Annotated in this window: 26 protein-coding genes; 13 read left to right on the forward strand and 13 right to left on the reverse strand. The window is 70.4% G+C overall.

Annotation, left to right across the window (positions count from 1 at the left end; all coding sequences use genetic code 11):
- Positions 1-47: 47 nt before the first annotated feature.
- The 3 genes from SPK54_RS07570 to rpsU form a co-directional block, all read right to left on the reverse strand.
- Positions 48-551 (reverse strand): GNAT family N-acetyltransferase, encoded by a 504-nt coding sequence (locus SPK54_RS07570; protein ID WP_330947312.1) that lies wholly within the window; start codon positions 549-551, stop codon positions 48-50.
- Between the two features lie 81 nt (positions 552-632).
- The gene (locus SPK54_RS07575; RefSeq protein ID WP_330947313.1) at positions 633-1,076 is read right to left on the reverse strand and encodes a GatB/YqeY domain-containing protein; all 444 of its coding nucleotides are present in this window, start codon (positions 1,074-1,076) and stop codon (positions 633-635) included.
- Between the two features lie 100 nt (positions 1,077-1,176).
- Positions 1,177-1,392, reverse strand: coding sequence for a 30S ribosomal protein S21 (gene rpsU / locus SPK54_RS07580; protein ID WP_056134345.1), 216 nt, complete (start codon positions 1,390-1,392; stop codon positions 1,177-1,179).
- Positions 1,393-1,482: 90 nt separating this feature from the next.
- On the opposite strand from rpsU, the gene tsaD reads away from it, so the two are divergent.
- The 6 genes from tsaD to SPK54_RS07610 all read left to right on the forward strand — a co-directional run bounded on the left by tsaD (position 1,483) and on the right by SPK54_RS07610 (position 5,768).
- Positions 1,483-2,499, forward strand: coding sequence for a tRNA (adenosine(37)-N6)-threonylcarbamoyltransferase complex transferase subunit TsaD (tsaD, locus tag SPK54_RS07585; RefSeq protein WP_330947314.1), 1,017 nt, complete (start codon positions 1,483-1,485; stop codon positions 2,497-2,499).
- 109 nt (positions 2,500-2,608) lie between these two features.
- Positions 2,609-2,968 carry a dihydroneopterin aldolase gene (gene folB, locus SPK54_RS07590; protein ID WP_330947315.1) on the forward strand — a complete coding sequence of 120 codons (360 nt, stop codon included), beginning with the start codon at positions 2,609-2,611 and terminating at the stop codon, positions 2,966-2,968.
- The gene (locus SPK54_RS07595; protein WP_330947316.1) at positions 2,968-3,672 is read left to right on the forward strand and encodes an SDR family oxidoreductase; all 705 of its coding nucleotides are present in this window, start codon (positions 2,968-2,970) and stop codon (positions 3,670-3,672) included. The genes folB and SPK54_RS07595 overlap by 1 nt, the downstream gene beginning before the upstream one ends.
- Entirely contained in the window at positions 3,669-4,160 is a 492-nt protein-coding gene (locus SPK54_RS07600) for a 6-carboxytetrahydropterin synthase (protein WP_330947317.1), read from the forward strand. Before SPK54_RS07595 ends, SPK54_RS07600 begins: the two co-directional genes overlap by 4 nt.
- On the forward strand, positions 4,160-5,350 hold the full coding sequence (locus SPK54_RS07605) for an SAM-dependent methyltransferase (protein WP_330947318.1): 1,191 nt from the start codon (positions 4,160-4,162) through the stop codon (positions 5,348-5,350). The genes SPK54_RS07600 and SPK54_RS07605 overlap by 1 nt, the downstream gene beginning before the upstream one ends.
- Before the next feature lie 10 nt (positions 5,351-5,360).
- Positions 5,361-5,768, forward strand: a complete 408-nt coding sequence (locus SPK54_RS07610; protein ID WP_330947319.1) for a VanZ family protein — start codon at positions 5,361-5,363, stop codon at positions 5,766-5,768.
- A 56-nt stretch (positions 5,769-5,824) separates the two neighbouring features.
- On the opposite strand, the gene SPK54_RS07615 is transcribed toward SPK54_RS07610, so the two are convergent.
- The gene (locus tag SPK54_RS07615) at positions 5,825-7,045 is read right to left on the reverse strand and encodes a multifunctional CCA addition/repair protein (protein ID WP_330947390.1); all 1,221 of its coding nucleotides are present in this window, start codon (positions 7,043-7,045) and stop codon (positions 5,825-5,827) included.
- A 43-nt stretch (positions 7,046-7,088) separates the two neighbouring features.
- Positions 7,089-9,152, reverse strand: coding sequence for a transglycosylase SLT domain-containing protein (locus SPK54_RS07620; protein ID WP_330947320.1), 2,064 nt, complete (start codon positions 9,150-9,152; stop codon positions 7,089-7,091).
- 50 nt (positions 9,153-9,202) lie between these two features.
- On the opposite strand from SPK54_RS07620, the gene SPK54_RS07625 reads away from it, so the two are divergent.
- Positions 9,203-10,003: a sulfite exporter TauE/SafE family protein gene (locus SPK54_RS07625; RefSeq protein ID WP_330947321.1), complete on the forward strand. Its 801-nt coding sequence runs from the start codon at positions 9,203-9,205 to the stop codon at positions 10,001-10,003.
- Positions 10,004-10,010: 7 nt separating this feature from the next.
- Here SPK54_RS07625 and SPK54_RS07630 read toward each other — a convergent pair whose 3' ends face one another.
- From SPK54_RS07630 to SPK54_RS07645, 4 genes are all read right to left on the reverse strand, one after another.
- Positions 10,011-10,769, reverse strand: a complete 759-nt coding sequence (locus SPK54_RS07630) for an endonuclease/exonuclease/phosphatase family protein (protein WP_330947322.1) — start codon at positions 10,767-10,769, stop codon at positions 10,011-10,013.
- A gap of 12 nt (positions 10,770-10,781) precedes the next feature.
- A complete protein-coding gene (locus SPK54_RS07635) occupies positions 10,782-11,630 on the reverse strand; it encodes a thiol:disulfide interchange protein DsbA/DsbL (RefSeq protein ID WP_330947323.1) in 849 nt (282 codons plus the stop codon).
- 18 nt (positions 11,631-11,648) lie between these two features.
- Positions 11,649-12,347 carry a thioredoxin domain-containing protein gene (locus SPK54_RS07640; RefSeq protein ID WP_330947324.1) on the reverse strand — a complete coding sequence of 233 codons (699 nt, stop codon included), beginning with the start codon at positions 12,345-12,347 and terminating at the stop codon, positions 11,649-11,651.
- A gap of 78 nt (positions 12,348-12,425) precedes the next feature.
- A complete protein-coding gene (locus SPK54_RS07645; protein ID WP_330947325.1) occupies positions 12,426-13,193 on the reverse strand; it encodes a c-type cytochrome in 768 nt (255 codons plus the stop codon).
- 118 nt (positions 13,194-13,311) lie between these two features.
- On the opposite strand from SPK54_RS07645, the gene yihA reads away from it, so the two are divergent.
- Positions 13,312-13,923: a ribosome biogenesis GTP-binding protein YihA/YsxC gene (gene yihA, locus SPK54_RS07650; RefSeq protein ID WP_330947326.1), complete on the forward strand. Its 612-nt coding sequence runs from the start codon at positions 13,312-13,314 to the stop codon at positions 13,921-13,923.
- Positions 13,924-13,926: 3 nt separating this feature from the next.
- On the opposite strand, the gene SPK54_RS07655 is transcribed toward yihA, so the two are convergent.
- Complete coding sequence (locus SPK54_RS07655) at positions 13,927-15,780, reverse strand: glycoside hydrolase family 13 protein (RefSeq protein WP_330947327.1); 1,854 nt, start codon at positions 15,778-15,780, stop codon at positions 13,927-13,929.
- 165 nt (positions 15,781-15,945) lie between these two features.
- Between SPK54_RS07655 and SPK54_RS07660 the strand changes: the two genes are divergently transcribed.
- The 5 genes from SPK54_RS07660 (at position 15,946) to fghA (ending at position 22,512) form a co-directional block, all read left to right on the forward strand.
- A complete protein-coding gene (locus SPK54_RS07660) occupies positions 15,946-17,310 on the forward strand; it encodes a glutamate--cysteine ligase (protein ID WP_330947328.1) in 1,365 nt (454 codons plus the stop codon).
- A gap of 113 nt (positions 17,311-17,423) precedes the next feature.
- The gene (gene ppc, locus SPK54_RS07665; protein ID WP_330947329.1) at positions 17,424-20,138 is read left to right on the forward strand and encodes a phosphoenolpyruvate carboxylase; all 2,715 of its coding nucleotides are present in this window, start codon (positions 17,424-17,426) and stop codon (positions 20,136-20,138) included.
- A gap of 75 nt (positions 20,139-20,213) precedes the next feature.
- Positions 20,214-20,498, forward strand: coding sequence for a formaldehyde-responsive transcriptional repressor FrmR (gene frmR, locus SPK54_RS07670; protein WP_330947330.1), 285 nt, complete (start codon positions 20,214-20,216; stop codon positions 20,496-20,498).
- Positions 20,499-20,516: 18 nt separating this feature from the next.
- Positions 20,517-21,626 carry an S-(hydroxymethyl)glutathione dehydrogenase/class III alcohol dehydrogenase gene (locus tag SPK54_RS07675; RefSeq protein ID WP_330947331.1) on the forward strand — a complete coding sequence of 370 codons (1,110 nt, stop codon included), beginning with the start codon at positions 20,517-20,519 and terminating at the stop codon, positions 21,624-21,626.
- Positions 21,627-21,681: 55 nt separating this feature from the next.
- Positions 21,682-22,512 (forward strand): S-formylglutathione hydrolase, encoded by an 831-nt coding sequence (gene fghA / locus SPK54_RS07680; RefSeq protein ID WP_330947332.1) that lies wholly within the window; start codon positions 21,682-21,684, stop codon positions 22,510-22,512.
- Between the two features lie 92 nt (positions 22,513-22,604).
- Here fghA and SPK54_RS07685 read toward each other — a convergent pair whose 3' ends face one another.
- From SPK54_RS07685 to SPK54_RS07695, 3 genes are all read right to left on the reverse strand, one after another.
- A complete protein-coding gene (locus tag SPK54_RS07685; protein ID WP_330947333.1) occupies positions 22,605-23,303 on the reverse strand; it encodes an ATP-binding protein in 699 nt (232 codons plus the stop codon).
- 16 nt (positions 23,304-23,319) lie between these two features.
- Positions 23,320-23,664, reverse strand: a complete 345-nt coding sequence (locus tag SPK54_RS07690; RefSeq protein WP_330947334.1) for a hypothetical protein — start codon at positions 23,662-23,664, stop codon at positions 23,320-23,322.
- A gap of 61 nt (positions 23,665-23,725) precedes the next feature.
- Positions 23,726-24,667 carry a DegV family protein gene (locus SPK54_RS07695; protein ID WP_330947335.1) on the reverse strand — a complete coding sequence of 314 codons (942 nt, stop codon included), beginning with the start codon at positions 24,665-24,667 and terminating at the stop codon, positions 23,726-23,728.
- Positions 24,668-24,686: the final 19 nt, after the last annotated feature.

The raw sequence follows: 24,686 nt of genomic DNA on the forward strand, positions 1-24,686 counted from the left end.
ATGAAGGCGTCGGGAGTGCGGGCCATTGCGTCAGCCGGTGGCCGGGTTCAGAGCTCGTCGCGGGCGGCCAGCGCGTGCAGCGCCGCGCCCTCCAGCCGCTGCACGGTCCACTCGTCCATGCCCGTCGCGCCGATGCGGCGGTAGAAGCCGATGGCGGGCTCGTTCCAGTCCAGCACGCTCCATTCGAAGCGGCCGCAGTCGCGCTGCACGGCGATGCGCGCCAGCGCGGCCATCAGGTGCTTGCCGAGGCCGGCGCCGCGCGCGGCCGGGCGCACGAACAGGTCCTCGAGGTACAGCCCGCGCTTGCCGAGGAAGGTGCTGAAGTTGTGGAAGAACAGGGCGAAGCCGGCCGGCTCGCCATCCAACTCGCCGATCAGTACTTCGGCGGCGGGGCGCTCGCCGAACAGCTGCGCGCGCAGGTCGTCGTCGGTGGCGACCGCGGCATGCGCCAGCCGTTCGTAGTCGGCCAGCTCGGCGATCAGCTGGCGGATCAGCGGCACGTCGCCGGCCGTGGCGGGCCGGATCGAAAGCACGGGGGCGGTGGATGCCATGGGTGTCCTCGCAGGGGCGCCGGGGTGGACATCATCCCCGATCCGCCGACGGGCCGCCGGCGGTGGCGCGGATGGGGCGGCTCAGCCGAGTTTCTGCTTGACCAGCTTCGACACCAGGCCCATGTCGGCCTGGCCGGCCAGCGCGGGCTTCAGCACGCCCATCAGCTTGCCCATGTCGGCGGCGGAGGCCGCGCCGGTGGCGGCAATCGCCTTGTCGATCTCGGCCAGGATCGCGGCCTCGTCCAGCTTGGCGGGCAGGTAGGTTTCGATCACGCCCATCTCGTAGCGCTCCACCGCGGCGAGGTCTTCGCGGGCGGCGGCTTCGTACTGGGTGATGGAATCCTTGCGCTGCTTGACCATCTTCTCCAGCACGGCCAGCACCAGCGGGTCGGTCATCTCCACCCGCTCGTCGACTTCCTTCTGCTTGATGGCGGCGTTGATCAGGCGGATGACGGCCAGGCGGTCCTTCTCGCCGGCCTTCATCGCGGCCTTCATGTCATCGGTGAGCTGCTGCTTGAGGCTCATGGCGTGCTCCATCGGGCGTGCTTCATCCGAAGCGGGAATGCAGAAACGCGAAAAGCCGGCCACGCTCGCGCGTGCCGGCTTCCGCAGCCAACCACCGCGCTCAGTACAGGCGCTGGCGCTTGGTGACGTCGCGCGAGCTGCGGCGGGCCTGACGCTTGACGGCGGCGGCGGCCTTGCGCTTGCGCTCCTGGGTCGGCTTCTCGTAGAACTCGCGCTTGCGGGTTTCGGCCAGCACGCCGGCCTTCTCGCAGGTGCGCTTGAAGCGGCGCAGGGCAAACTCGAACGGTTCGTTTTCGCGGACTTTGACGCTGGGCATCGGGGAATCTCGTGACTGGAGAATTCGCCCGGACAAGTGGGCGAGCCGCGCATGATAGCAGCAGCCCCGGTTTCGGCGCAAGATAGGGGGATGAACGTCCTCGGCATCGAATCCTCCTGCGACGAAACCGGCGTCGCGGTCTACGACACCGGCGCGGGCGGCCTGCGCGCCCATGCGGTCTACAGCCAGATCGCCCTGCACGCCGAATACGGCGGGGTGGTGCCGGAACTGGCCAGCCGCGACCACGTGCGCAAGCTGCTGCCGCTGATCCGCCAGACCCTGGCCGAGGCCGGCCTGTCCACCGCCGACATCGATGGCGTGGCCTATACCGCCGGCCCCGGGCTGGTGGGGGCGCTGCTGGTCGGCGCGGGCGTGGCCCGCTCGCTGGCGTGGGCGCTGGACGTGCCGGCGATCGGCGTGCACCACATGGAGGGCCACCTGCTGGCGCCGCTGATCGAAGAAGACGCGCCGCAGCCGCCGTTCGTGGCCCTGCTGGTGTCCGGCGGCCATACCCAGCTGGTGGCGGTGGAGGCGATCGGCCGCTACCGGCTGTTGGGCGAAACCCTGGACGACGCCGCCGGCGAAGCCTTCGACAAGACCGCCAAGTTGATGGGCCTGCCTTATCCGGGCGGGCCGCAGCTGGCGAAGCTGGCCGAGCAGGGCGTGCCGGGGCGCTTCAAGTTTTCCCGGCCGATGACCGACCGGCCGGGGCTGGACTTCAGCTTCAGCGGCCTGAAGACGCAGGTGCTGCTGGCGTGGCGCGACTGCGACCAGTCCGAACAGACCCGCGCCGACATCGCCCGCGGCTTCGAGGATGCGGTGGTGGACACCCTGGCGATCAAGTGCGCGCGCGCGCTGGATGCGGCCGGCACCGACACCCTGATCGTGGCCGGCGGCGTGGGCGCCAACCGGCGGTTGCGCGCGAAGCTGATCGAGATGTGCGAAAAGCGCGGCGGCCGCGCCTGCTTCCCGCGCCCGGCGCTGTGCACCGACAACGGCGCGATGATCGCGTTCGCGGGCGCGCTGCGGCTGGCCGCCGGCCAGCGCGACGATGCCGCGATCCGCGCGGTGCCGCGCTGGGACATGGCGACGCTCGCGGCGGTGTGAGCGGGCGGGCGCTCCACGGCCCGGCCGGCCAGCGTGGACGGGTTGTTAAGCTGTGCATCCAATCTTCCTTCCGTCGCGGTATCCGATTCTCCGGAAACGCGAAAACGCCATGACCGACACTGTTTTCATCGAAGGCCTGCGCCTTGACGCCCTGATCGGCGTGCACGACCGCGAGCGCCACGCCACCCAGCCGCTGCTGCTGGACATCCGCATGCGCTTCGACAACCGCATCGCCGCCAGCAGCGACAGCCTGGCCGACGCGCTGGACTACGAGGCGGTGAGCCTGCGGCTGGCCGAGTACGTGGCGCAGACCGACTTCATGCTGGTGGAGACCCTGGCCGAATGCTGCGCCGACCTGATCCTGACCGAGTTCGGGGCCAAGGCGGTGCGGCTGAAGTTGTCCAAGCCGGACGCGCTGGCGAACGCCGCGGCGGTGGGCGTGGAGATCGAGCGCGGGAGCTTCTCCTGATGGGCGTCGTGCTGGTCACCGGCGCCTCGCGCGGAATCGGCCGCGCCATCGTCGAGCGCTTCGCCCGCGAGGGCGCCACCGTGATCGCCTGCGCGCGTGGGCAGGCGGCGCTGGACGCGCTGCGCGTCGAACTGCCGCAGGTCGAATGCCATGCCTGCGACATGCGCGACGGCGATGCCGTGGACGCGCTGGCCCGCGACGTGCTGGCCAAGCACGGCGCCATCGACCTGCTGGTGAACAATGCCGGCGCGTTCCGTCCCGGCGGGATCGCCGGCGAGGACGACGACGCGCTGCTGGACATGCTGCAGGCCAACCTATTCGGGGCCTACCGGCTGACCAAGCGGCTGCTGCCGAAGATGGTCGAGCGGCGCAGCGGCATGGTGCTGAACGTGTGCAGCACCGCCTCCATCGCCGCCTATCCGAACGGCGGTTCCTACAGCATCGCCAAGCATGCGCTGTACGGCTTCTCGCGCAACCTGCGCGAGGAAATGAAACCGCATGGCGTGCGCGTGGTGGCGCTGCTCCCGGGCGCGACCCTGACCGCCTCGTGGGACGGCGTGCCGCTGCCGCCGGAACGGCTGATGCCGGCGGCGGACGTGGCGGAGATGGCGTGGACGGCGTGGTCGCTGTCGGCGCGCAGCGTGGTCGAGGACATCCTGATGCGCCCGCAGCTGGGCGACATCGGCGAGGCGGATTTCCCATGAGCGCGGCCGTCACCATCCGCCTGGCCAAGCAGAACATGAAGTTCTCGGCGGCCCACTTCACCATCTTCAGCGCCACCGAACGCGAACGCCTGCACGGCCACAACTTCACCGTCGAGGTCGACATCGACGCGCGCATGCTGGGCAACGGCATGTGCTTCGACTACGGCATCTACAAGGACCGCGTGGTTGCGCTGTGCCGCGAACTGAACGAGTGGACCATCCTGCCGACGCGCTCGCCCTATCTGCGCATCGAGGAGGGCGACGGCCACGTGTACGCCCACTTCAACGGCCAGCGCATCCCGTTCCTGCGCGGCGACGTGCTGCTGCTGCCGATCGAGAACGCCACCCTGGAGGAGTTCGCGTACTGGTTCCTGCAGCGGCTGTGCGAGGACCGCGACGCGCTGCGCGCGCACGCCATCGCGGCGATCGAGGTGCGGGTTTTTTCCGGGCCGGGACAGAGCGCCGGCCGGCGCATGGAGGTCAACTGATGGCCGCTTCCACGCTGCCGGTGCCGTCCGTCGATGCGCAGGCGCACAGCGCGCACCTGCGCGAGGTGATCCAGGAACAGATCATCGGCGCCGGCGGGCGCATCCCGTTCTGGAAGTTCATGGAGCTGGCGCTGTACGCGCCGGGGCTGGGCTACTACAGCGCCGGCGCGCACAAGTTCGGCCCGGGCGGGGACTTCACCACCGCGCCAGAGCGCTCGCCGCTGTTCTCGGCCTGCGTGGCCGACGCGCTGGCGCCGGCGCTGCGGCAGGCGGGCAAGGGCGCGGTGTTCATGGAGGTGGGCGGCGGCAGCGGCGCCTTCGCCGAAGCCTGCCTGGATAGGCTGCAGGCGCTGGACATGCTGCCGGCGCGCTACGCGATCCTGGAGCCCAGCGCCGACCTGCGCCAGCGCCAGCGCGAACGCTTGCAGGCGCGCCTGGCGCCCGACCGCTTCGCCCGCGTGGAATGGCTGGACGGTCCGATCGCGGAGCCGTGGGACGGCGTGCTGTTCGCCAATGAGGTGATCGATGCGCTGCCGGCGCCGCGCTTCGTCATCCGCGCCGGCGAGGTGCTGGAGGAATGCGTGGCGCTGGATGGCGAAGGCCATTTCGTGCGCAGCGAGCAGCCGGCGGATGCGATGTTGGCGGCCGCCGTGCGCCGCATCGAATCGCAGCTGCCGGAACCGTTCGCCGAGGGTTACCGCAGCGAGGTGCTGGCGCAGCTGCCGTACTGGCTGCAGGCGGTGGCCGGCGGGTTGCGCAACGGCGCGCTGCTGTTCATCGACTACGGCTATGCGCGCAGCGAGTACTACCAGCCCGGCCGCGACGACGGCACCCTGCGCGCGTTCCGCCAGCACCACGTGACCAATGACGTGTTCGCCTGGCCTGGACTGCAGGACATCACCGCCTCGGTGGATTTCACCGCGCTGGCCGAAGCCGGCGTGGGTGCGGGCTTCGAGTTCTCCGGCTATTGCTCGCAGGCCAGCTTCCTGCTGGGCAACCGCCTGCAGGACAACCTTGTCGCCGCCGAAGCGCAGGCGGCCGACGAAGTGGCGCGCCACAACCTGCGCCAGCAGGCCAAGATCCTGACCCTGCCCAGCGAGATGGGCGAGCGCTTCCAGGCGATCGGCTTCCAGCGCGGCGTCGAGCTGGATGCCGCGTTCCTGATTGGCGACCTGAGCCACCGCCTGTGAGCCGCCGCCGATGAACCGCGCCCCGCGCATCGGCCGCTCGCTCAAGCCGTTCCGGCGGCCGTGGCTGTGGGCCGGGCTGTGGATGCTGGCGATCGCCGCGGTCGTGATCGGCTCGCTGCTGCCCGGCAAGGACCTGCCGCCGCTGCCGGTCAGCGACAAGCTGGAGCATTTCGCGGCCTACGCGGCGCTGTCGGCGGGCGCGGTGCAGCTGTTCGCGCGGCGGCTGTCGTGGGGCTTCATCTGCCTGCTGCTGGTGCTGATGGGGATCGGCCTGGAATACCTGCAGGCGTCGATGAAGCTGGGGCGGATGCTGGATCGCAACGACGCGCTGGCGAATACCTTCGGGGTCCTGCTTGGGCTGGCCACCGCATTCACGCCGCTGCGCGATGCGCTGCTGCGGCTGGATGGCGGCCGCTGACGGACGCCGCCCGGCGGTGCCGCCGGCACCCGTTGGATCGGGGGCGGACGCGCCGCTCAGCTGCGCGCTGCGGTGATCGCGGCGATCCGCGCCTTGCGCAGCGCCTCGCCGAAGGCCGGGCCGGTGGCGCCCTGCGCGGCGACATCCGCGCCGCGCACCGCCATCGCCGCCGCATGCAGGCGACGCAGGGTGTCGGCCTGCGGATAGTCTGCTTCGGCCATGCCGGCGCGGCCGCGCGCATCGGCCTCGCAGACGGTAGCGAGCTGGTCGATGCGGGCCGGCTTGCGGAAACCGTCGCAGCGCGCGATCAGATCAACCACGGTCGCGGCCTTCAGCTCGGCGATGCGATGGACGTTGAGGTGCTCGCGGCAGCAGGCCACCGCCAGCTCGCGGTGTTCGTTCGGTACTTTCAGCCGCTGGCTCATGGCGATGGCGGGGGCGACGCCGCGCTGCTCGTGCATCAGGTGCTTCGGCAGCACGTGCGCGGGCGTCAGCGCCTTGCCAAGGTCATGGCAGAGCGCGGCGTAGCCGACCAGGTCGTCGCCAGGGGCGAGCCCTGCGGCCATGTCGCAGACCAGTTCCTGATGCAGCCCGGTATCGATCTCCGGGTGGTATTCGGCGCGCTGCGGCACGCCGTACAGCGCATCCACTTCCGGCAGCACCGCGCGCAGCGCGTCGGCCGCGCGCAGGGTGCGCAGGAAGGCGCCGGGCGCGGGGGCGCGCAGCGCCTTCGCCAATTCCTGCCAGACCCGCTCCGGCACCAGTGCGGCCAGCTCGCCGCTGGCGGCCATCTGCCGCATCAGCGCCAGCGTGTCCGGGGCGACGCTGAAACCCAGCGGCGCGAAGCGCGCCATGAAGCGGGCCGCGCGCAGCACCCGCAGCGGGTCTTCGACGAAGGCCTCGCCGACGTGGCGCAGCACGCGGGCGTCGATGTCGCGCGCGCCGCCGAATGGATCGACCAGCGTGCCGTCTTGCGCACGCGCGATCGCATTAATGGTGAAGTCGCGGCGGCGCAGGTCGTCTTCCAGCGTCACCGACGGCTCGGCATGCACCACGAAGCCGGTATAGCCGCGCCCGGACTTGCGCTCGGTGCGCGCCAGTGCGTGTTCTTCGCCGGTATCGGGATGCAGGAACACCGGGAAGTCGCGGCCCACCTGCCGATAGCCGGCGTCCAGCATCTGCTGCACGCTGGCACCAACCACCACGAAGTCGCGGTCGCCCGGCGGCAGGCCGAGCAGGGCATCGCGCACGGCTCCGCCGACGAGGTAGGTCTTCACGTTGTCGGCAAGCGCACGCATCTGCGGATGATGCCCCAGCGCGCTACCTGCGGCGCTTGCCGGGCTTCGCCGGCGCAGGTGCCAGGGGCGAGGCCGCGGGCTCCGCCGGGCAGGCGAACGCCTTGCGCGGGCCGGTCGTGATCCCCTGCATGCGCTCGGTCAGGCGCAGCGCGCTGCCGTCCAGGCGCCAGTCGTAGATCGTGCTGAAGCTGAGCACGCGCGCCACGTATTCGCGGGTTTCCCTGTAGCTGATGGTCTCGATCCAGAAGTCCGGGTCCATCGCCGGGCGCTGCGACACCCACCGGTTCAGCGGGGTCGGGCCGGCGTTGTAGCCGGCGATGACCTGGTAGGGCTTGCCGCCGTAGCGGTCCATCAGCTGGCGCAGGTAGGCGGTGCCGATGGCGATGTTGGTATCGGCGTCGTACAGCGTGTCGGCGCCGCGCCAGGGCAGGCCGATCTTCGCGGCGATCGCCGCGCCAGTGGCGGGCACCACCTGCATCAGCCCGCGCGCGTCGGCGCTGGAGCGGGCATTCGGGTCGAACACGCTCTCGGCGCGGATCTCGGCAGCCACCCAGGCAGGATCCAGCTGGTTGCGTGCGGCTTCGCGGCGGATCGTCGCGTCGTGGTGCAGCGGGAAGCGCAGCCGATACAGGCGCTGTTCCTGCGGATGGCGCTTGCCATCGACGTTGACCAGGCCGAACACGCCGCGGTCGAACCAGCCGTTGTCCTGCGCCACCTCCACCGCCAGCCGCCGCTGTTCGTCGCTGAAGCGCGTCAGCGCGGCGTTCCACTCGCGCGCAGCCCAGCCCCTGCGGTCGAGCTGGAACAGCTGCACGGCGCGGACGATGGCAGGATCGCGGGCGATGGCCTGTTTCAGCGCCGGCGTCGGCGCGGGCAACCAGGGGCACAGCGCGTAGGGTTGGCCGAGGCGGTCGGCAGCAAGGAAGCCGTGGAAGTCGGGCTTGCGCGCGGCCTGTGCGTACAGCGCCTTGGCGCCAGCCGCGTCGCCGGTCAGCTCGCTGGTGCGGGCGCCGAAGTACAGCCAGCGCGAATCGTTGCGCTGCGCGTCCGGCATGCGCCTGATCGCGGCCAGCGCGGCGGCCCAGTCGCTGCGCGAAAGCGCCTCGCGCACACGCCATTCGTGCAGGCTGTCGTCATAGGCCGATGCCGGGACGCGGGCGAGGCGGCGCGCGGACTCCGGCAGGTAGGACGCCACCGACCACAGCGCGATCTGGTACAGCACGCGTCCGCGATCCGCTTCGTCGAACGCCAGCGCCTGCGCCACGCCCGGCAGCAGCATTTCGGCGCGCGAAGGGTCGGCCTTTGCCAGCTTCGCCAGCGCTGTCGATGCCACCAGCCGGCTGCGGGCGGTTTTGGGCCACGCGTCGACGGCGGCATCCGGGGCATCCAGATAGGCCGCGTACTGCAGCGCCAGCGCAGCGTCCGCGGCAGGCAGGCCGGCGGCAATCGCGCGCATCACGCCGGCCTGCGCGCCGGCGGCGGCAAGGTCGAAGCGCTCCCAGCGCAGCGCATCCGTCAGGCTGCCCTGCGCGGCCAGCAGCGCGAACGGCGGGTCGCACTGGGCCGGCAGCGAGCGGCCGCTGCTGCGCCACAGCGCCTGCGCCTCGGCGGTCCACGCGGCATCGGTGCGGTTGACCGCCATCAGCGCCTGCAGGCGCAGGCAGCGCAGCGTGGCGCTGTCGATGCCGGCGTCCCACTGGTCGAGGAAGGCCTGCCATTCGTTGCGGCGGGCCAGTGCGTTGAGCCAGTCGCTGCGGAAGGCCACCGCCACCGGCGCGTCCCGATGCGCGGCGAGGAAGGTGCTGCCGCGCGCGAGCGGCAGCGTGTCCATGCGTCCGCGCAGGGCCGCGTACTCCAGCCACCCGGCCAGCGGTTGGCCGGAAAAACCCGCCAGCGCCAGATCGTCCAGCCCGCTGCCGGCAGCGGCTTCGAACGCGGCCCTGAGCGCCGGATCGGGCGGCGCGATCCGCACCGGCGCCGGCTGCAACAGCGGCGCGGGGCGCGGCGTGGGCGACTGTGCGTGGGCGGCCGTGGCGCCGATGGCCAGCGAAGACAACAGCAGCAGCGAAGGCGCGATCTTGTGCATCGACCGACTATAGCCGAGCATCGATGAACGTCTTTTTTCGATGGTGCGCGATGTCGTTTTTGTTGCTTTATCTCGCGCTGGGCGCGTGCGCCGGCGTGTTGGCCGGGCTGCTCGGCATCGGCGGTGGATTGGTGCTGGTGGGCGCGCTGGCGTGGCTGCTGCCCGCCCAGGGCGTGCCGCCGGAGGTGGCGATGCACGCGGCGCTGGCCAGTTCGCTGGCCAGCATCGTGCTGACCGCGGCGTCCTCCGCCCGCGCGCACCACCGGCGTGGCAGCGTGCTGTGGCCGACGGTGGCGTGGATGGTGCCCGGCGTGCTGCTGGGTGGCTGGCTGGGCAGCCGCTTCGCGATCGCGCTGGATGGCGACGTGCTGCGCTGGTGCGTGGCGGGCTATTGCTGGATCGTGGCCGCACAGATGCTGCTGGTGAAGCCGAAGGCCGGCGGCGATGCCGCGCGGGTGCCGCATGGCCCCGGCTACACGCTGGCCGGCGGCGGCATCGGCATCGTGTCGGCCATCGTCGGCATCGGCGGCGGCAGCCTGACCGTGCCGCTGCTGGTCTGGCGCGGGGTGGCGCCGGTGCGCGCAGTCGGCACCTCGTCGGCCTGCGGCATCTTCATCGGGCTGGGCAGCGCGCTGGGGTATGCGTTGCAGGCGCCGGCGGGCGCGCTGCCGCTTCCGGGGGCGGTGGGCTATGTCTATCTGCCGGCCGCAATCGGCGTGGCGCTGGCCTCGGTGCTGGCGGCACCTTACGGCACCCGGCTCGCGCATGCGCTCAGCGGGCCCGCGCTGAAACGGGTGTTCGCGGTGTTTCTGCTGGCGGTCGGCTGCGCGTTCGCCTACAGCGCGACCTAGCTCCGCTTCAGCGCAGCGCTGTTTCCGGCACGTCGAGCTCCACCGACAGCGCCAAGTGGTCGGACTGCGCGGCGGGCAGCGCCTGCATCGTGGCCAGCGCCAGCGCCGGCGTCACCAGCATGTGGTCGATGGCACGCTGCGGGCGCCACGAAGGAAAAGTGGGCACGCAGCGGTCGGGCGGTTGCAGGTGGGTCTTGCGGTACAGCTGCTGCATTTCCGGTTGTTCCGGGTCGCAGTTGAAGTCGCCCATCAGCACGGCGTGCGGCAGGCCGGCGAGGATGTCGGCGATGAAGTCGATCTGCGAGCGCCGCGACTGGCTGCCCAGCGAGAGATGCGCCACCGCCACGGTCAACGCCTGGCGGCCGTCGCCGAAGGTGGCCGTGAGCACGCCGCGGCCCTTCACTCTGCCGGGCAACGGATGGTCTTCCACCAGGCGCGGCTCCAGCTTGCTGAGCAGGCCGTTGGCGCTGGAGGCCACGCCGGCCACGCTGCGGTTGGGCTGGTGGCTCCAGTAGGCGAAGCCCGCGCGCTCGGCCAGGTAATGGGTCTGGTTGGTGAAGCCGGAGCGCAGGCTGCCCGGGTCGGCCTCCTGCAGGCCCACGATATCGTGGCGGCCGGCGAGTTCGGCGATGGTGTCAAGCGCACCGCGCTTGTTGCCGGCCGGCAGCACGTGCGACCAGCTGCGCGCGACGTAGTCGTGGTAGCCGCGCGTGCTGGAGCCGGCCTGGATGTTGGCGCTCAGCAGGCGCAGCCGGCGTTTGTCCATGGCGGACGGGGATCAGCCCTGCGGCGCGTCCGTCGCCGTAGGGGCGGGCGCCGCTGCGGGTGCCGCTGCGCCAAGCTTGGCGCGCTCGGCGACGATGAGCTGGTTGATGATCCGGAACATGTCGTCCACGCTCTTGCCCTTCACCCGGTACTTGCCGGCAACCACGAAGGCCGGGGTGCCCATCTGGTCGCCGTTGGCGAAGGCTTCGGTCATGTACTGGCGGGCGCGGTTCATCTTGGTGGCCACCGCGAAGCTCTGCATGCTGTTGAGGAACTGCGCGGGGTTGGCCCCGTAGTTGGCGTAGAACGCCGCGATCTCCTCCGGCTTGTCCATCCCGCGCTCGCCCTTCAGGGTCTGGTCGATGTGGATGGCGCGGAACATCGCGTCGTGGGTCTTCTCCACCAGCCCCATTGCCTCGGCGGCATAGAAGGCCTTGGCGTAGTTGTCCCACATCGCGCCGAATGCGGCGGGGACATAGACGAAATGCACGTCCGGCGGCAGCTTGGCCTTCATCGCCGAAACCTGAGGCTGCACGGCGGCGCAGAACGGGCAGACGTAGCCGAAGAACTCGACCACTTCGATGCGGCCGGGCGCGGTGTCGAACGGCTGGCCGTTGGGAATGGTCACGTAGTCGGTGCCCTCCACCGGCGGCGGGGCCTTGGCAGCAGCCTCTGCGGCGGCCTGCACCGCTGCCTCGGCCTGCGCGGCGCGCTGCGGATCTTCGGCGCTGGCGGCCTTGCCGGCGGCCTGTGCGGCCGCCGGGGTTGCGTCTCCGCCCGCCACCGGCGCGGGCGCGTCGTTCTTGCAGGCGGCCAGCGGCAGCAGGATGAGCAGGAGCAGGGCGTGGCGCAATGCGGTCATGGCGGTTCCGTCAGTCGGTCAGGATCGGGTGGCAGCAGGCTTGGCCGCCGGGGCGGCGCGCGGCGGCGCCGGCTTCTTCTTCGGTGCCAGTGCGTCGACGATCGCGCGGGCGTTGCCGAGCAGGCTCTCATAGCTGTTGCCCAGCACCAGGTAACGGCCGGCGATCACCAGCGACGGCGTCCCCTCGATCTGGCTGCGGGCGGCGAAATCGTACGCCTGCTTCAGTTTGGGCAGCAGGGTGGCATTATCGGCCATCGCGATCTTGAGGGCGGTCGCATTGCTGCCCTGCACGCGCCCGGCGAAGGCCAGGATCTGGGCGGCGTCTGCATTGCGCGGCAGCTCGCCGGTTTCATGCACGGCGGCAAACAGGCGCGGATGCAACACGGGCAGGGACTTGGCGGTCTGCGCGGCGAAAAACACCCGCGACCACGGGTCATCACGGCTGAACACGCCGGGGATCAGCACCAGCCGCGCATGGCTGGGCAGCTGTTTCGCCCATGCCTCGAGCTTGGGCGAAAACTGCGCGCAGTGCGGGCAGGTGTAGGCGAACACTTCCGCCACTTCCACCATGCCGGGCGGCAGCGCGCGGTAGGGTTGTCCGTTGTCGATGTAGCGGTACTGCACGCCTTCGGCAAGGCCGGGCAGTGCCCGCTGCGCCTGCGCGGGCGCAAGCGTGGAGGTCAGCAGCAGCGCAAGCGACAACAGCAATCCACGCATCGAATCAGGCTCCGGTATTCAGGCAGGGGGCCCGGAGAAGCATGCACGGGCCAGGGCCAACGCATGATGAAGCATCGCTCAGCGGGCGATGCTTTCCTTGGTGGTGCCGGGGGCGCGGGTGTGCAGGCCCTGCACATAGCTGGCCAGCGAGCGGATTTCCTCGTCGCTCAGCGACTTGCTGACCGTGGCCATGAGGTTGAAGTGCGCGGGATTGGCGTAGGTGGTGGTGCCGGCGCGGTACTCCTCCAGCCGGCGCGTCACGTACGCCGAATCCTGGCCATGCAGGCTCGGGTAGGCCGGGCCGGGGTTGCCGGCGCCCGACGGCCCGTGGCAGGCCATGCAGGCCGGCAGGCCGCGCGCGGGGTCGCCGCTGCGGAACAGGCGCTCGCCGACCTGGTAGAACTTCATGTCCTTGTTGGGGCCTTCGGCGATCAGGGTGTCGTCGGCCACGCCGCTGCCGGCCTTCTGGCTGGCGTACCAGGCGCCCACGTCGCGCATCTCCTGCGCGCTGAGGATGCTGGCGAACGGCGCCATGATCGCGGCCAGGCCGCCGGTGCGCTGGCCGCTCTTGAACAGGTGCAGCTGGTCGGCGATGTAGCGCTCCGGCATGCCGGCGATGCGCGGCGCGTTCTGCTGCATCGCGTTGCCATCCAGGCCATGGCAGGCGGCACAGGCGCCAGCCTTGGCCTGGCCGGCTTGGGCATCACCCCAGGTGGCGGGCTTTTCGACCAGCGGCGCGGTCTGCACCGGGGCGTTGTCGGGCGCGGCGACGGCTTCGCTCTGGGCCCAGGCGGCCGCGGCAAGAGCAAGACAGGCAACACCGGCAAGGGCATGGACAGGACGCATGCGGAACTCCACTGGCATAAGGGCGCGGACAGGTGCCGCGCAACCTGCAAATTATGGTCGGCGCGCCCGGAGCGGTCAAACCGGACCCGCGTGCGCGCGGACATGCCATGCTATGTTCATGGCTGCACCCAATCCGTTCGCGCGCGCCCAGTACCTGCTGGCCGCCCACAATTACCGGCAATTGCCGCCCGATGGCGGCTTCGAAGTGGCCTTCGCCGGCCGCTCCAACGCCGGCAAATCCTCCGCCCTCAACGCGCTCTGCCAGCAGAACGCGCTGGCGCGCGTGTCCAAGACCCCCGGCCGCACCCAGCAGCTGGTGTTCTTCGGCCTGCCGCCGCACGAGAACAAGTACCTGGTGGACCTGCCGGGCTACGGCTATGCGAAGGTGCCGCAGGACCTGCAGGCGCACTGGCAGGCCTTCCTCGAGGGCTATTTCGGCAGCCGCGACGCCCTGCGCGGGCTGGTGGTGGTGATGGACGTGCGCCACCCGCTGAAGGACTACGACCGGCAGATGCTGGGCTACGCCATGCGCCGCGGGTTGCCGGCGCACGTGATCCTGACCAAGGCCGACAAGCTCGGCCGCGGCGCCGCCGGCAACACCCTGCAGGCAGTACGGATGGAGCTGTCGCGGTCGTTCGCGGACAGCGTCAGCGTGCAGCTGTTCTCCGGCGAATCCAAGCAGGGCGTGGACGAACTGCGCGCGGTGGTCGCCGGCTGGCTGGCGCTCTGAAGCTCATTCGATTTCCAGCAGCGTCGCCGATTTGGCGGGCAGCACCAGCGCCGCGCCCAGTGCCACCGGCTTGCCGCTGAGTGCGTCGCGGGCGGTGCGCCCGCGCAGGAAGGCGCCGAAACGGCCAAGCGCCAGCGGCTTGGCATCGGCGCCCTTGTTGAGCGCCACCATCACCGCCTTGCCGCCGGCGCCGGGCGCGTCGTCGTAGCGGAAATAGACGTAGGTGCCATCGCCTGCCGGCGCGAAATGCATCAGCTTGCCGGCGTGCAGCAGTGGCGTCCGCTTACGCCACTGGAACAGGCGGCGGATGTAGTCCTGTGCGTCCCGCTGCGTGGCGGCGAGGCCAGCGCCGTTGAACGCATTGGCCGCGTCGCCCACCCAGCCGCCGGGCATGTCGGCGCGCAGCTCGCCATCGTTGCGCTGCTTGGGGCCGCGCAGCAGCACTTCCGAGCCGTAGTAGAACTGCGGGGTGCCGCGGATGGTGGCGACGTAGGCCATTGCGACCTTCCACAGGCCGATGTCGCCGTCGAGGTGGGCGAGCAACCGGGTGGTGTCGTGGTTCTCGGCGAACACCACCAGCCGGCCGGGATCTGGATACAGGAAATCGTTGCCTAGCATTTCGTACAGCGACAGCCAGCCGCCCTCCCACGTGTCCGGCTGCAGCAGCGCCGTGCGCAACGACAGGTTCAGCGGGAAATCCATCATGCTGGGCATATGCGGCACGTGGCCGTCGCGGTTGGCCTTGCCGCGTTGCCAGTGCGCGACCACGGCGGGATTGGTGCTCCATTCCTCGCCGACCATCGAAAAGCCCGGATATTCGTCGAGGATGGCCTTGCCCCAGGCGCTGAGGAAATCGGCGTCGGCGTAGCCGAAGGTGTCCTCGCGGATGCCGGACAGTCCCGCGTATTCGATCCACCACAGGGTGTTCTGGATCAGGTAGCGCGCCAGGTGCGGGTTGCGCTGGTTGAGGTCGGGCATGGCGTCGACGAACCAGCCGTCGGTGAACGCGGCGCGGTCCCCGGGCGCGGCATGGGGATCCTGGATCGTGGTGCGGTGGTGGTTGGTGGGGACGAAGCGGCCGCCGTGGTTGATCCAGTCGGCTGCCGGCAAGTCGCGCATCCACCAGTGCTCGGCGCCGATGTGGTTGAGCACCACGTCCATGACCAGGCCGATGCCCTGCGCCTTCGCCTCCCGCGCCAGCACGCGGTAGTCGGCGTTGCTGCCCATGCGCGGGTCGATGCGGTACAGGTCGGTGATCGCGTAGCCGTGGTAGGAGCTGTCCGGCTGGTCGTTCTCCAGCAGCGGCGTGGGCCAGAGCTGGGTGAAGCCTAGCGATGCGATGTAGCCCAGGCGCCGGCGCATGCCGGCGATGTCGCCGCCGTGGCGGCCGTTGGCGCTGCCGCGGTTCGCCCGTTCGCGCATGCCGGCGATGCTGTCGTTGGAGGCATCGCCGTTGGCGAAGCGGTCGGGGGTGACCAGGTAGATCGCGTCGCTGGCATCGAAGCCGCGCCGCTGCGCCGAGCCCGGTTCGCGCGCGTCGATCCGCCACGGATGCGTTGCCACGGCCTTGCCATTGCGCAGGAACTCGATGGCGACTTCGCCGGCTGGCGCATCGCTGGCGATGTCGACGGTGACGAATAGGTAGTTCGGATTGTCGCCGCGCTGCACGTCGCGCAGCGACACGCCCGGACGGTCGATGCGCGGAGTGGCGGCGGCGATGCCCTTGCCGTGCACCATCAGCTCGACTGCATGGTGCTTCATGCCAACCCACCAGTTGGCCGGCTCCACCCGATCCACCGTCTGTGCCGAGGCGGGGAAGCCGGACAACAGGGCGAAGACGCAGCTCAACAGGCGCATGCGGGTTCCTCATCGGGCGGTGCACCGGAGGCTACAGGCGGCCCGATGGGCCAACAACGGATCGGGCCGGGAATACGTATGCAGCCGGAACAGTGAAAGTCGGCCAGCGTGCTGCGGCTGGACGCCCGCGCGCGATATCCTGCGCGTCCAAAAGGAAAGCCCCGCATGTCCGGACCCAGCGACGCCAGCGACACCCCGATCACCGGCCACCATCAGCTGGCGGAGGTCCTGGCCTCGGGCGAGAAGCCGCGCCAGGCATGGCGGATCGGCACCGAGCACGAGAAGTTCGGCTTCCGGCTGGATGACCTCCGTCCGCCCACGTTCGACGGTGAGCGCGGCATCGAGGCGCTGCTGAAAGGCTTGGTCCGGTTCGGCTGGGCGCCTTACGAGGAGAACGGACGCGTGATCGCGCTGTCGCGCGACGGCGCCTCGGTGACGCTGGAACCGGCGGGCCAGCTGGAACTGTCGGGCGCGCCGCTGGAATCCATCCACCAGACCTGCAGGGAAGTCGGCAGCCACCTGCGCGAAGTGCGCGAAGTCGCCGACGAGCTCAGGCTCGGTTTCCTCGGCATGGGCTTCCAGCCGAAGTGGCGGCGCGACGAAATGCCGTGGATGCCCAAGGGGCGCTACCAGATCATGAAGTCCTACATGCCCAAGGTCGGCAGCCTGGGCCTGGACATGATGACCCGCACCTGCACGGTGCAGGTCAACCTGGACTACGCGTCGGAAGCGGACATGGTGAAGAAGTTCCGCGTCTCGCTGGCGCTGCAGCCGGTCGCCACCGCGCTGTTCGCCGACTCGCCGTTCACCGAGGGCAAGCCGAACGGCTACCTCAGCTACCGTTCGCACATCTGGACCGACACCGATCCGGACCGCACCGGCATGCTGGACTTCGTGTTCGAGGACGGTTTCGGCTACGAGCGCTACGTCGACTACCTGCTCGACGTGCCGATGTACTTCAGCTACCGCGACGGCATCTACGTTGATGCCAGCGGCAAGTCGTTCCGCGATTTCATGCAGGGCCGGCTGGACGTGCTGCCCGGCGCGCTGCCGACGCTGCGCGACTGGAACGACCACATGACCACCGCCTTCCCGGAAGTGCGGCTGAAGAAGTTCCTGGAGATGCGCGGTGCCGACGGCGGCCCGTGGGGGCGGCTGTGCGCGCTGCCCGCGTTCTGGGTAGGCCTGCTGTACGACGATGCGGCGCTGGATGCGGCCTGGGACCTGGTGAAGGACTTCTCGATGGCCGAGCGCCACGCCCTGCGCGACGGGGTGCCGAAGCACGCGCTGGCGCTGCCCTTCCGCGGCGGCACGGTGCGCGACCTGGCCCGCCGCGCGCTGGAAATTTCCGCCGCCGGCCTGCGCCGACGCGCGGTGCAGGACAACTGCGGCGCCGATGAAACCGGGTTCCTTGCCCCGCTGGTGGAAATCGTCGAGTCCGGCAAAACCCCGGCCGAGCGCAAGCTGGCGCTGTTCCACGGCGAATGGCAGGGCAGCGTCGATCCGGTGTTCTGCGAATTTTCCTACTGAGCGCAGGCATCTGCCGCGGTGCCCGCCGTGGGTGCGGGGGCGAGGGGTGCGGCGCGGATAGTCCCATCCGCAACCGTTGACGCACTGCACCAGAATCGCGTTAGCCTGCGGGCATGGCCCGTTCCGATACTCCGCTGCGCGACCAGCTCGATTTCGTCGCCACCGATGCGCCGCTGCGCGACGACGTGCGCCGTCTCGGCGCGATGGTCGGCGACATGCTGGCGGAGCAGGTGGCGCCGGCCTTCCTCGACCAGGTCGAGGCGCTGCGCCGGATTGCGATTGCGCGGCGCGAGCAGGGCGAGCCGGTGGATGCGCTGGCCGAACGGCTGGCGCAGGTCCCGCTGGCCGAGGCCGAAGCACTGGTGCGTGCGTTCGCCGCCTACTTCGGCGCCACCAACATCGCCGAGCGCGTGCACCGCATCCGCCGTCGCCGCGACTACCAACGGCTGGGCACGGCACCGCAGCCGGGTGGGCTGGAAGCGGTGCTGCGCGGCCTGCGCGACGAGGGCGTGACGCTGGCGGAGCTGCAGGCGCAGCTGGCCGGGCTGTGCGTGGAGCCGGTGTTCACCGCGCATCCCACCGAGGCGGTGCGGCGTGCGCTGCTGCTGAAGGAAAAGACCGTGGTCGAGCGGCTGATTGCCGACATCGACCGCACCCGCACGCCGCCGGAACGCCGCGCCGACGACGCCCGCATCCGCCAGTCGCTGACCACCGCCTGGCAGACCAACGAGGCGCCGCCGCAGCGGCCCAGCGTGGCCGACGAGGTGGAACACGTCGGCTTCTACCTTGGCAGCGTGCTGTATCGCGTGCTGCCGGTGTTCTACGAGGCGCTTGCCGAGGCGGTGGAGGCCGTCTACGGCGAGCGCATCGCGCTGCCGCCGCTGCTGCGGTTCGGCAGCTGGGTGGGCGGCGACATGGACGGCAATCCGAACGTCGGTGCGGACAGCGTGCGCGCCGCGCTGGCCGCGCAGCGCGCGCTGGCGCTGCAGTGCTATGTCGCCGACCTGCGCGCGCTGGGCGACATCCTCACCCAGAGCCACGGCCAGGCCGGCATCGATGCGGAAGTCGAGGCGCGCGCCGAGGCGCATCGGGCGCTGTTGCCGGAGGGCGTGGTGCGGCAGCGGCCGCGCCTGGCCGACATGCCCTACCGGCAGCTGCTGTGGGCGATGCGCGCGCGCCTGCACGCCACGGAGGAGGGCACGGCCGGTGGCTATCCCGACGCGGCCGCATTCGTAGACGATCTTGCGCTGATCGACACCAGCCTGGCCCGGCATCGCGGCGACCACGCCGGCCGGTTCGCTCTGCGCCGCATCCTGTGGCGCGCGCGCACGTTCGGCTTCCACATGGCCGCGCTGGACCTGCGCCAGGACTCCGCCGTGCACGAGCAGGCGCTGGCCGCGCTGGAGGACGACGCCGAATGGGCCCTGCGCCCGCTGCAGTCGCGGATCGGGCGGCTGCATGCGCTGATTGCGGGCGAAGCCCCGGCCGCTGCCGGCGCAGCCGGCGCCACCGCGACGCTGGAGGTGTTCCGGGCGGTGCGCGAACTGCGCGCGGCGCTGGGCGAACACGCCTTCGGTCCCTACATCATCAGCATGGCGCGCACCGCCGCCGATGCGCTGGCGGTGCTGGCGCTGGCCCGCCTCGCCGGTTGCGTGGACGAGGGGGAAGTGCCGCTGGACGTGGCGCCGCTGTTCGAAACCGTGGACGACCTGGACGCCGCGCCGGCGACGATGCGCGCACTGTTCGCCGACCCGGCCTACCGCCGCCATCTGGCGGCGCGCGGCGGTCGCCAGGTGGTGATGCTGGGCTACAGCGACAGCGCCAAGGATGGCGGGCTGATGGCGTCGCGCTGGGCGCTGCAGCGCGCGCAGGTGGAACTGCTGGAGGTCGCGCGTGCGGCCGGCGCGCAGCTGGTGTTCTTCCACGGCCGCGGCGGATCGGTCAGCCGCGGCGGCGGCAAGACCGAGCGGGCGATCATGGCGGCGCCGCGGGGCAGCGTGGCCGGCCGCATGCGCGTCACCGAGCAGGGCGAAGTGATCCACCGCAAGTACGGCATCCGCGCGCTGGCGCTGCGCAATCTCGAGCAGATGGCCGGCGCGGTGTTGCGCGCATCGCTGCGGCCGCGCCCGCCGGAGCCGCGCGAGGCGCAGTGGCGCGCGCTTGCCGCCGAACTGGCGCAGGTGTCGCGCGCCCGCTACCGCGCCCTGGTGCACGAGCATCCGGACTTCCCGGCCTACTTCCGCGCCGCCACGCCGGTGGACGTGATCGAGCGCCTGCACATCAGCTCGCGGCCGTCGCGCCGTCGCGACGGCGGGATCGCCAACCTGCGCGCAATTCCCTGGGTGTTCTCGTGGGCGCAGAACCGCTCCGGGCTGACCGGCTGGTATGGCGTCGGCACCGCGCTGCGCCATGGCATCGATACCCACGGGCTGGACGCGATGGCGGCGATGGCGGGGGACTGGCCATTCTTCGCCGCGGTGATCGACGACGTGGAGATGCTGCTGGCGAAATCCGACATCGATATCTTCGAGCGCTATTCCGCGCTGGCCGGGGGCCTGCATCCGCTGTTCTTCCCCACCGTTGCTGAGGAGTTCGCGCGCACCCGCGAGGCGATCCTGGCGATCAAGCGGCGCGACGCGCTGCTGGCCGACGACTACCGCCTGCGCCTGTCGATCCGCCTGCGCAACCCGTACGTCGATCCGATCAGCCTGCTGCAGGTGGACCTGTTGCGCCGCTGGCGCGAAGGTGGCCGTGAGGACGAGGCCCTGCTGCGCACGCTGGTTTCCACCGTCAACGGCATCGCCGCCGGCATCCAGAACACCGGCTAGGACGCCTTGCCTGCGGCCGGGCGCGTGTTCCGGACTGGCATCGCCTATACTCCCCCACAGTATCTGGGGGCTGCCGTGCCGCATACGCCTGAAGACAAGAAGCGCGCCACCACCCGCCTGCGCCGCATCCGCGGGCAGGTGGATGCGCTGGAGCGCGCGGTGGAGGCAGGCAGCGACTGCGCGCCTGTCCTGCAACAGCTGGCCGCGCTGCGCGGCGCGGTGAACGGGCTGATGGCCGAGATCCTCGACAGCCACCTGCGCGGGGAATTCACCCAGCTCGCCAGCGACCCGCGAACCCGCAAGCAGCACCAGCAGAGCATCGACGAGGTGATCGCGCTGGTGCGTTCCTATCTCAAGTAGACCCATCGGAGCCATGCCATGAAATCCCGTGCCGCCGTCGCCTTCGCCGCTGGCCAACCCTTGCAGATCGTCGAGATCGACGTCGCCCCGCCGAAAGCGGGCGAGGTGCTGGTGAAGATCACCCACACCGGCGTCTGCCACACCGATGCGTTCACGCTGTCGGGCGACGACCCGGAGGGCCTGTTCCCCTGCGTGCTGGGCCACGAGGGAGCAGGAGTGGTGGTGGAAGTGGGCGAGGGCGTGACCAGCGTGCAGCCCGGCGACCACGTGATCCCGCTGTACACCGCCGAGTGCGGCGAGTGCCTGTTCTGCAAGTCCGGCAAGACCAACCTGTGCACGGCCGTGCGGGCCACCCAGGGCAAGGGCGTGATGCCGGACGGCACCACGCGCTTTTCCTACAACGGCCAGCCGCTGTACCACTACATGGGCTGCAGCACCTTCAGCGAATACACGGTGGTGGCCGAGGTTTCGCTGGCGAAGATCAACCCCGAAGCGAACCATGAGCAGGTCTGCCTGCTGGGCTGCGGCGTCACCACCGGCCTGGGCGCGGTGCAGAACACCGCCAAGGTGCAGGAAGGCGATTCGGTCGCGGTGTTCGGCCTCGGCGGCATCGGGCTGGCGGTGATCCAGGGCGCGAAGCGGGCGAAGGCGGGGCGGATCATCGCCATCGACACCAATCCGTCGAAGTTCGACATGGCCCGCGACATGGGCGCCACCGACTGCGTGAACCCCAAGGACTTCGACAAGCCGATCCAGCAGGTGATCGTGGAGATGACCGGCTGGGGCGTGGATCATTCCTTCGAATGCATCGGCAACGTCAACGTGATGCGCGCGGCGCTGGAATGCGCCCACCGCGGCTGGGGCCAGAGCGTGATCATCGGCGTGGCCGGCGCGGGGCAGGAGATCAGCACCCGCCCGTTCCAGCTGGTCACCGGGCGCAAGTGGCTGGGCACCGCGTTCGGCGGCGTGAAGGGCCGCAGCCAGCTGCCGGGCATGGTGGAGGAGGCGATGGCCGGCGAGATCCGGCTGGCGCCGTTCGTGACCCATACGATGGGCCTGGAGGCCATCAACGAAGCGTTCGAGCTGATGCACGAAGGCAAGTCGATCCGCTCGGTCGTGCATTTCTGATGGCCAAGCCTCCCGTGGCCTTCGGCCAACGGGAGGCGCTTTCCTGGAGAACACAATGGAACGCCTTGAACACCGCGCCTGCTTCGGCGGCTGGCAGGACGTGTACCGGCACCGCTCGGCGGTGCTCGGCTGCGACATGACGTTCGCGATCTACCTGCCGCCGCAGGCGCAGGACGGCCTGGTGCCGGTGCTGTACTGGCTGTCGGGCCTGACCTGCAGCGAGCAGAACTTCATCACCAAGGCCGGCGCCCAGCGCTACGCGGCGGAACACGGCGTCGCCATCGTCTGCCCGGACACCAGTCCGCGCGGCGACGGCGTGGCGGATGCCGACGGTTACGACCTCGGCAAGGGCGCCGGCTTCTACGTCAACGCCACGCAGGCGCCGTGGGCGGCGCATTACCGCATGTTCGATTACGTGGCCGACGAGTTGCCGGCATTGGTGGAAGCACATTTCCCGGTGACGGATGCGCGTGCGATCAGCGGGCATTCGATGGGCGGCCACGGCGCGCTGGTGTTGGCGCTGTCGAAGCCGGGCCGCTACCGCAGCGTGTCGGCGTTCTCGCCGATCGTGGCGCCGTCGGCGGTGCCGTGGGGGCAGAAGGCCTTTGCCGCCTATCTCGGCGAGGATCGCGCGGCGTGGGCGCAGTACGACGCCAGCCAGCTGATCGGCGCGGCAGCGGACCGGCTGCCGATGCTCATCGATCAGGGCGAGTCGGACGAATTCCTGGACGCCCAGCTGCAGCCGTGGCGACTGAAGGAGGCCGCCGATGCGGCGGGGTATCCCGTCTACCTGCGCATGCAGCCGGGTTACGACCACAGCTACTACTTCATCACCAGCTTCATCGGCGAGCACATCGCCCATCATGCGGCGGCGCTGAAAGCGTAGGCCGGCTTCCGAGTCCGGACCGCGGGAGCGGCTTCGGCCGCCATTGTGCGAGCCATGGGCATCGCGGGGGCAGGCCGCGGCCGAAGCTGCAGCTACAGGACGGTCCCGGAGGTTCCCGGCCCGTCGAGGAGGAAGTCGGTGTAGGTGAAGCGCTCGTCGCGCAGCACGGTGTCGCCGCGCTGCAGCGCCAGCGGCGCGGCGAACATCGGTCCCGCGTATACGCAGGTATGGAATTCGCCGTTCTCGCCGCAGGGGTCGATGCCGGCGGGCAGGGCTTCCAGCAACGCGGCATCGAACGGCCGCCCGGCGAAGCCCGCGTCCAGCTGGGTGGTATCCACGCAGCACAGGTGCGCGCGCAGGCCGCCTTCGACCATCTCCTGCGCCAGCGTCGCGGTGTCGCTGCCGAACAGCGGGAACAGCGGAGTCCAGCCCAGGTCTGCGCACAGGGCTTCGCGCCAGGCGCGGATGTCGGCCAGCAGCAGGTCACCGTAGGCGATGTGTGCAAGCCCCGGCCAGCGCGCTTGCGCACGCGCCAATCCGCCGGTGAAGCTGGCTACATAGCTCGCATTGTCGGCGGCCTGCGGAATCCAGGTTTCGATCAGCGGCAGGCCGGCGGCGCGGGCCTGCGCGTGCAGGACGTCGCGACGGATGCCCTGCATCGACACGCGGTCGAAGCCTTCGGTCAGCGTGGTGAGCAGGCCCACCACCTCGACCTGGCCTTGCGCGCGCAGCGCGTGCAGGGCCCAGGCAGCGTCCTTGCCGCCGCTCCAGGACAGCAGCGCGGGAATCATGGAGCTGGCAACCGGCTCAGGCGGCGGTCACGTCGCGCAGCTGCCAGTGGCTGCCGGCCAGCAGCGCCATGCGCTGGCGCAGCAGCGCCGAGGACAGCCGGGTATCCACTACCAGGTCGATGTGCAGGTCGTCCTGCTGGCCGGTGACGATGGCGGCCGGGTCGGTGGCGGACAGGGCTGGATCGACGTCGTCCGGCTCCTCCTGCTTGGCCTGCCAGCGCAGGAACAGGGCGTCGTTGCGCAGTGCGTGCTGCAACTCTTCGGCGAACCCCTCCGCGCCGCGCGAGCGGAAGCTCAGGTCGGGGTCGTTGCCGCGGGCCTCGTCCGGGTTGGGCAGGCGGATGTAGTATCGAGTGGTCATGGGCGATCCCGGGAAGTGAGTCCAGAGGCTAGCAGCCTGGCCGTGGATGCGTCGTCACGGGTCAGCCGAAGCGGTGCGGCTGCGCCGCGAACGCCACCACCAGCGCGCCGCGGCCCACGTTCACCAACCCGGACAGGCCCATGAAGCTTTCGAACACCTCCACCCCGCGATCCTTGCATACGTCGCGCAGGTGCTGGTAGCCGGGCAGCGCGCGCATCTCGTCCAGCGCGCCGCCATAGCAGAGGTTGACGGTGGGGGCCAGCAGCCCGGACGCCACCCGCTCGGCGGTGAAGTCGAACAGCTTGCGGCTGGCCGCGTCGAACCCCTTGACCTTGCCGACCGGGCCGGTTTCGCCCTGGTTGCAGTGCAGGATCGGCTTGATGTCCAGCGCCGTGCCCAGCGCCGCGCTGAGGAAGCTCACGCTCTTGTCGCCGCGCTTCTTGATGCGGTTGCGCAGGTAGTTGAGGTCCGGCGGCACCATGTAGGCATGGGTCTTGCTGGCGATGGCCTCCAGGTGCGCGCGGATCCGCGGCGGCGACTCGCCGGCGGCGCGCATGCGCACCGCTTCGATCACCGGCACGCCGACCCCGGCGAACACGTTCTGGCTGTCGATCACCCGCAGCGCGAACGGCGTGGTGTTGCCGGAGGCGGCGCGCACCTGCTTGTAATCGTTGAGGATGGTGAAGCTGGCCTGCTGCGCGTTGTCGAAAATGGCGCTGCGGGTACTGGTGGTGGTGATGCAGAACACGTAGTCGTAGTCGTGCACCAGCTGGCTGAGGAACAGGTCATGCACCTGCTGCACGGTGAACGGCGTGGTTTCCGCCTCGAACGCCCGCGCGGCGGTCTCGCCGCTGAGGAAGTTCATCGTCGCTTCCTCGTTGCGCACGTCGGCCAGCACCGCCTGCCCGATCTGCACCGTCACCGGCAGGATGGTGATGTTCTCGCGCTCGATGAGGTCTGTTGGCAGGTCGCAGGCCGAATCCGCGACGATCCCGATGCGCATGTTGTTCTCCAGCCCCCGT

Origin of the sequence: Thermomonas sp. LB-4 (assembly GCF_036409385.1) — a bacterium.
Lineage (GTDB): Bacteria > Pseudomonadota > Gammaproteobacteria > Xanthomonadales > Xanthomonadaceae > Thermomonas.

What these genes read in the sequence shown, in the direction of transcription:
- SPK54_RS07570 (WP_330947312.1), bottom strand. Translation starts at nt 551, where the DNA reads ATGGCATCCACCGCCCCCGTGCTTTCGATCCGGCCCGCCACGGCCGGC.
- SPK54_RS07575 (WP_330947313.1), bottom strand. Translation starts at nt 1,076, where the DNA reads ATGAGCCTCAAGCAGCAGCTCACCGATGACATGAAGGCCGCGATGAAG.
- rpsU (WP_056134345.1), bottom strand. Translation starts at nt 1,392, where the DNA reads ATGCCCAGCGTCAAAGTCCGCGAAAACGAACCGTTCGAGTTTGCCCTG.
- tsaD (WP_330947314.1), top strand. Translation starts at nt 1,483, where the DNA reads ATGAACGTCCTCGGCATCGAATCCTCCTGCGACGAAACCGGCGTCGCG.
- folB (WP_330947315.1), top strand. Translation starts at nt 2,609, where the DNA reads ATGACCGACACTGTTTTCATCGAAGGCCTGCGCCTTGACGCCCTGATC.
- SPK54_RS07595 (WP_330947316.1), top strand. Translation starts at nt 2,968, where the DNA reads ATGGGCGTCGTGCTGGTCACCGGCGCCTCGCGCGGAATCGGCCGCGCC.
- SPK54_RS07600 (WP_330947317.1), top strand. Translation starts at nt 3,669, where the DNA reads ATGAGCGCGGCCGTCACCATCCGCCTGGCCAAGCAGAACATGAAGTTC.
- SPK54_RS07605 (WP_330947318.1), top strand. Translation starts at nt 4,160, where the DNA reads ATGGCCGCTTCCACGCTGCCGGTGCCGTCCGTCGATGCGCAGGCGCAC.
- SPK54_RS07610 (WP_330947319.1), top strand. Translation starts at nt 5,361, where the DNA reads ATGAACCGCGCCCCGCGCATCGGCCGCTCGCTCAAGCCGTTCCGGCGG.
- SPK54_RS07620 (WP_330947320.1), bottom strand. Translation starts at nt 9,152, where the DNA reads ATGCACAAGATCGCGCCTTCGCTGCTGCTGTTGTCTTCGCTGGCCATC.
- SPK54_RS07625 (WP_330947321.1), top strand. Translation starts at nt 9,203, where the DNA reads ATGTCGTTTTTGTTGCTTTATCTCGCGCTGGGCGCGTGCGCCGGCGTG.
- SPK54_RS07630 (WP_330947322.1), bottom strand. Translation starts at nt 10,769, where the DNA reads ATGGACAAACGCCGGCTGCGCCTGCTGAGCGCCAACATCCAGGCCGGC.
- SPK54_RS07635 (WP_330947323.1), bottom strand. Translation starts at nt 11,630, where the DNA reads ATGACCGCATTGCGCCACGCCCTGCTCCTGCTCATCCTGCTGCCGCTG.
- SPK54_RS07640 (WP_330947324.1), bottom strand. Translation starts at nt 12,347, where the DNA reads ATGCGTGGATTGCTGTTGTCGCTTGCGCTGCTGCTGACCTCCACGCTT.
- SPK54_RS07645 (WP_330947325.1), bottom strand. Translation starts at nt 13,193, where the DNA reads ATGCGTCCTGTCCATGCCCTTGCCGGTGTTGCCTGTCTTGCTCTTGCC.
- yihA (WP_330947326.1), top strand. Translation starts at nt 13,312, where the DNA reads ATGGCTGCACCCAATCCGTTCGCGCGCGCCCAGTACCTGCTGGCCGCC.
- SPK54_RS07655 (WP_330947327.1), bottom strand. Translation starts at nt 15,780, where the DNA reads ATGCGCCTGTTGAGCTGCGTCTTCGCCCTGTTGTCCGGCTTCCCCGCC.
- SPK54_RS07660 (WP_330947328.1), top strand. Translation starts at nt 15,946, where the DNA reads ATGTCCGGACCCAGCGACGCCAGCGACACCCCGATCACCGGCCACCAT.
- ppc (WP_330947329.1), top strand. Translation starts at nt 17,424, where the DNA reads ATGGCCCGTTCCGATACTCCGCTGCGCGACCAGCTCGATTTCGTCGCC.
- SPK54_RS07675 (WP_330947331.1), top strand. Translation starts at nt 20,517, where the DNA reads ATGAAATCCCGTGCCGCCGTCGCCTTCGCCGCTGGCCAACCCTTGCAG.
- fghA (WP_330947332.1), top strand. Translation starts at nt 21,682, where the DNA reads ATGGAACGCCTTGAACACCGCGCCTGCTTCGGCGGCTGGCAGGACGTG.
- SPK54_RS07685 (WP_330947333.1), bottom strand. Translation starts at nt 23,303, where the DNA reads ATGATTCCCGCGCTGCTGTCCTGGAGCGGCGGCAAGGACGCTGCCTGG.
- SPK54_RS07690 (WP_330947334.1), bottom strand. Translation starts at nt 23,664, where the DNA reads ATGACCACTCGATACTACATCCGCCTGCCCAACCCGGACGAGGCCCGC.
- SPK54_RS07695 (WP_330947335.1), bottom strand. Translation starts at nt 24,667, where the DNA reads ATGCGCATCGGGATCGTCGCGGATTCGGCCTGCGACCTGCCAACAGAC.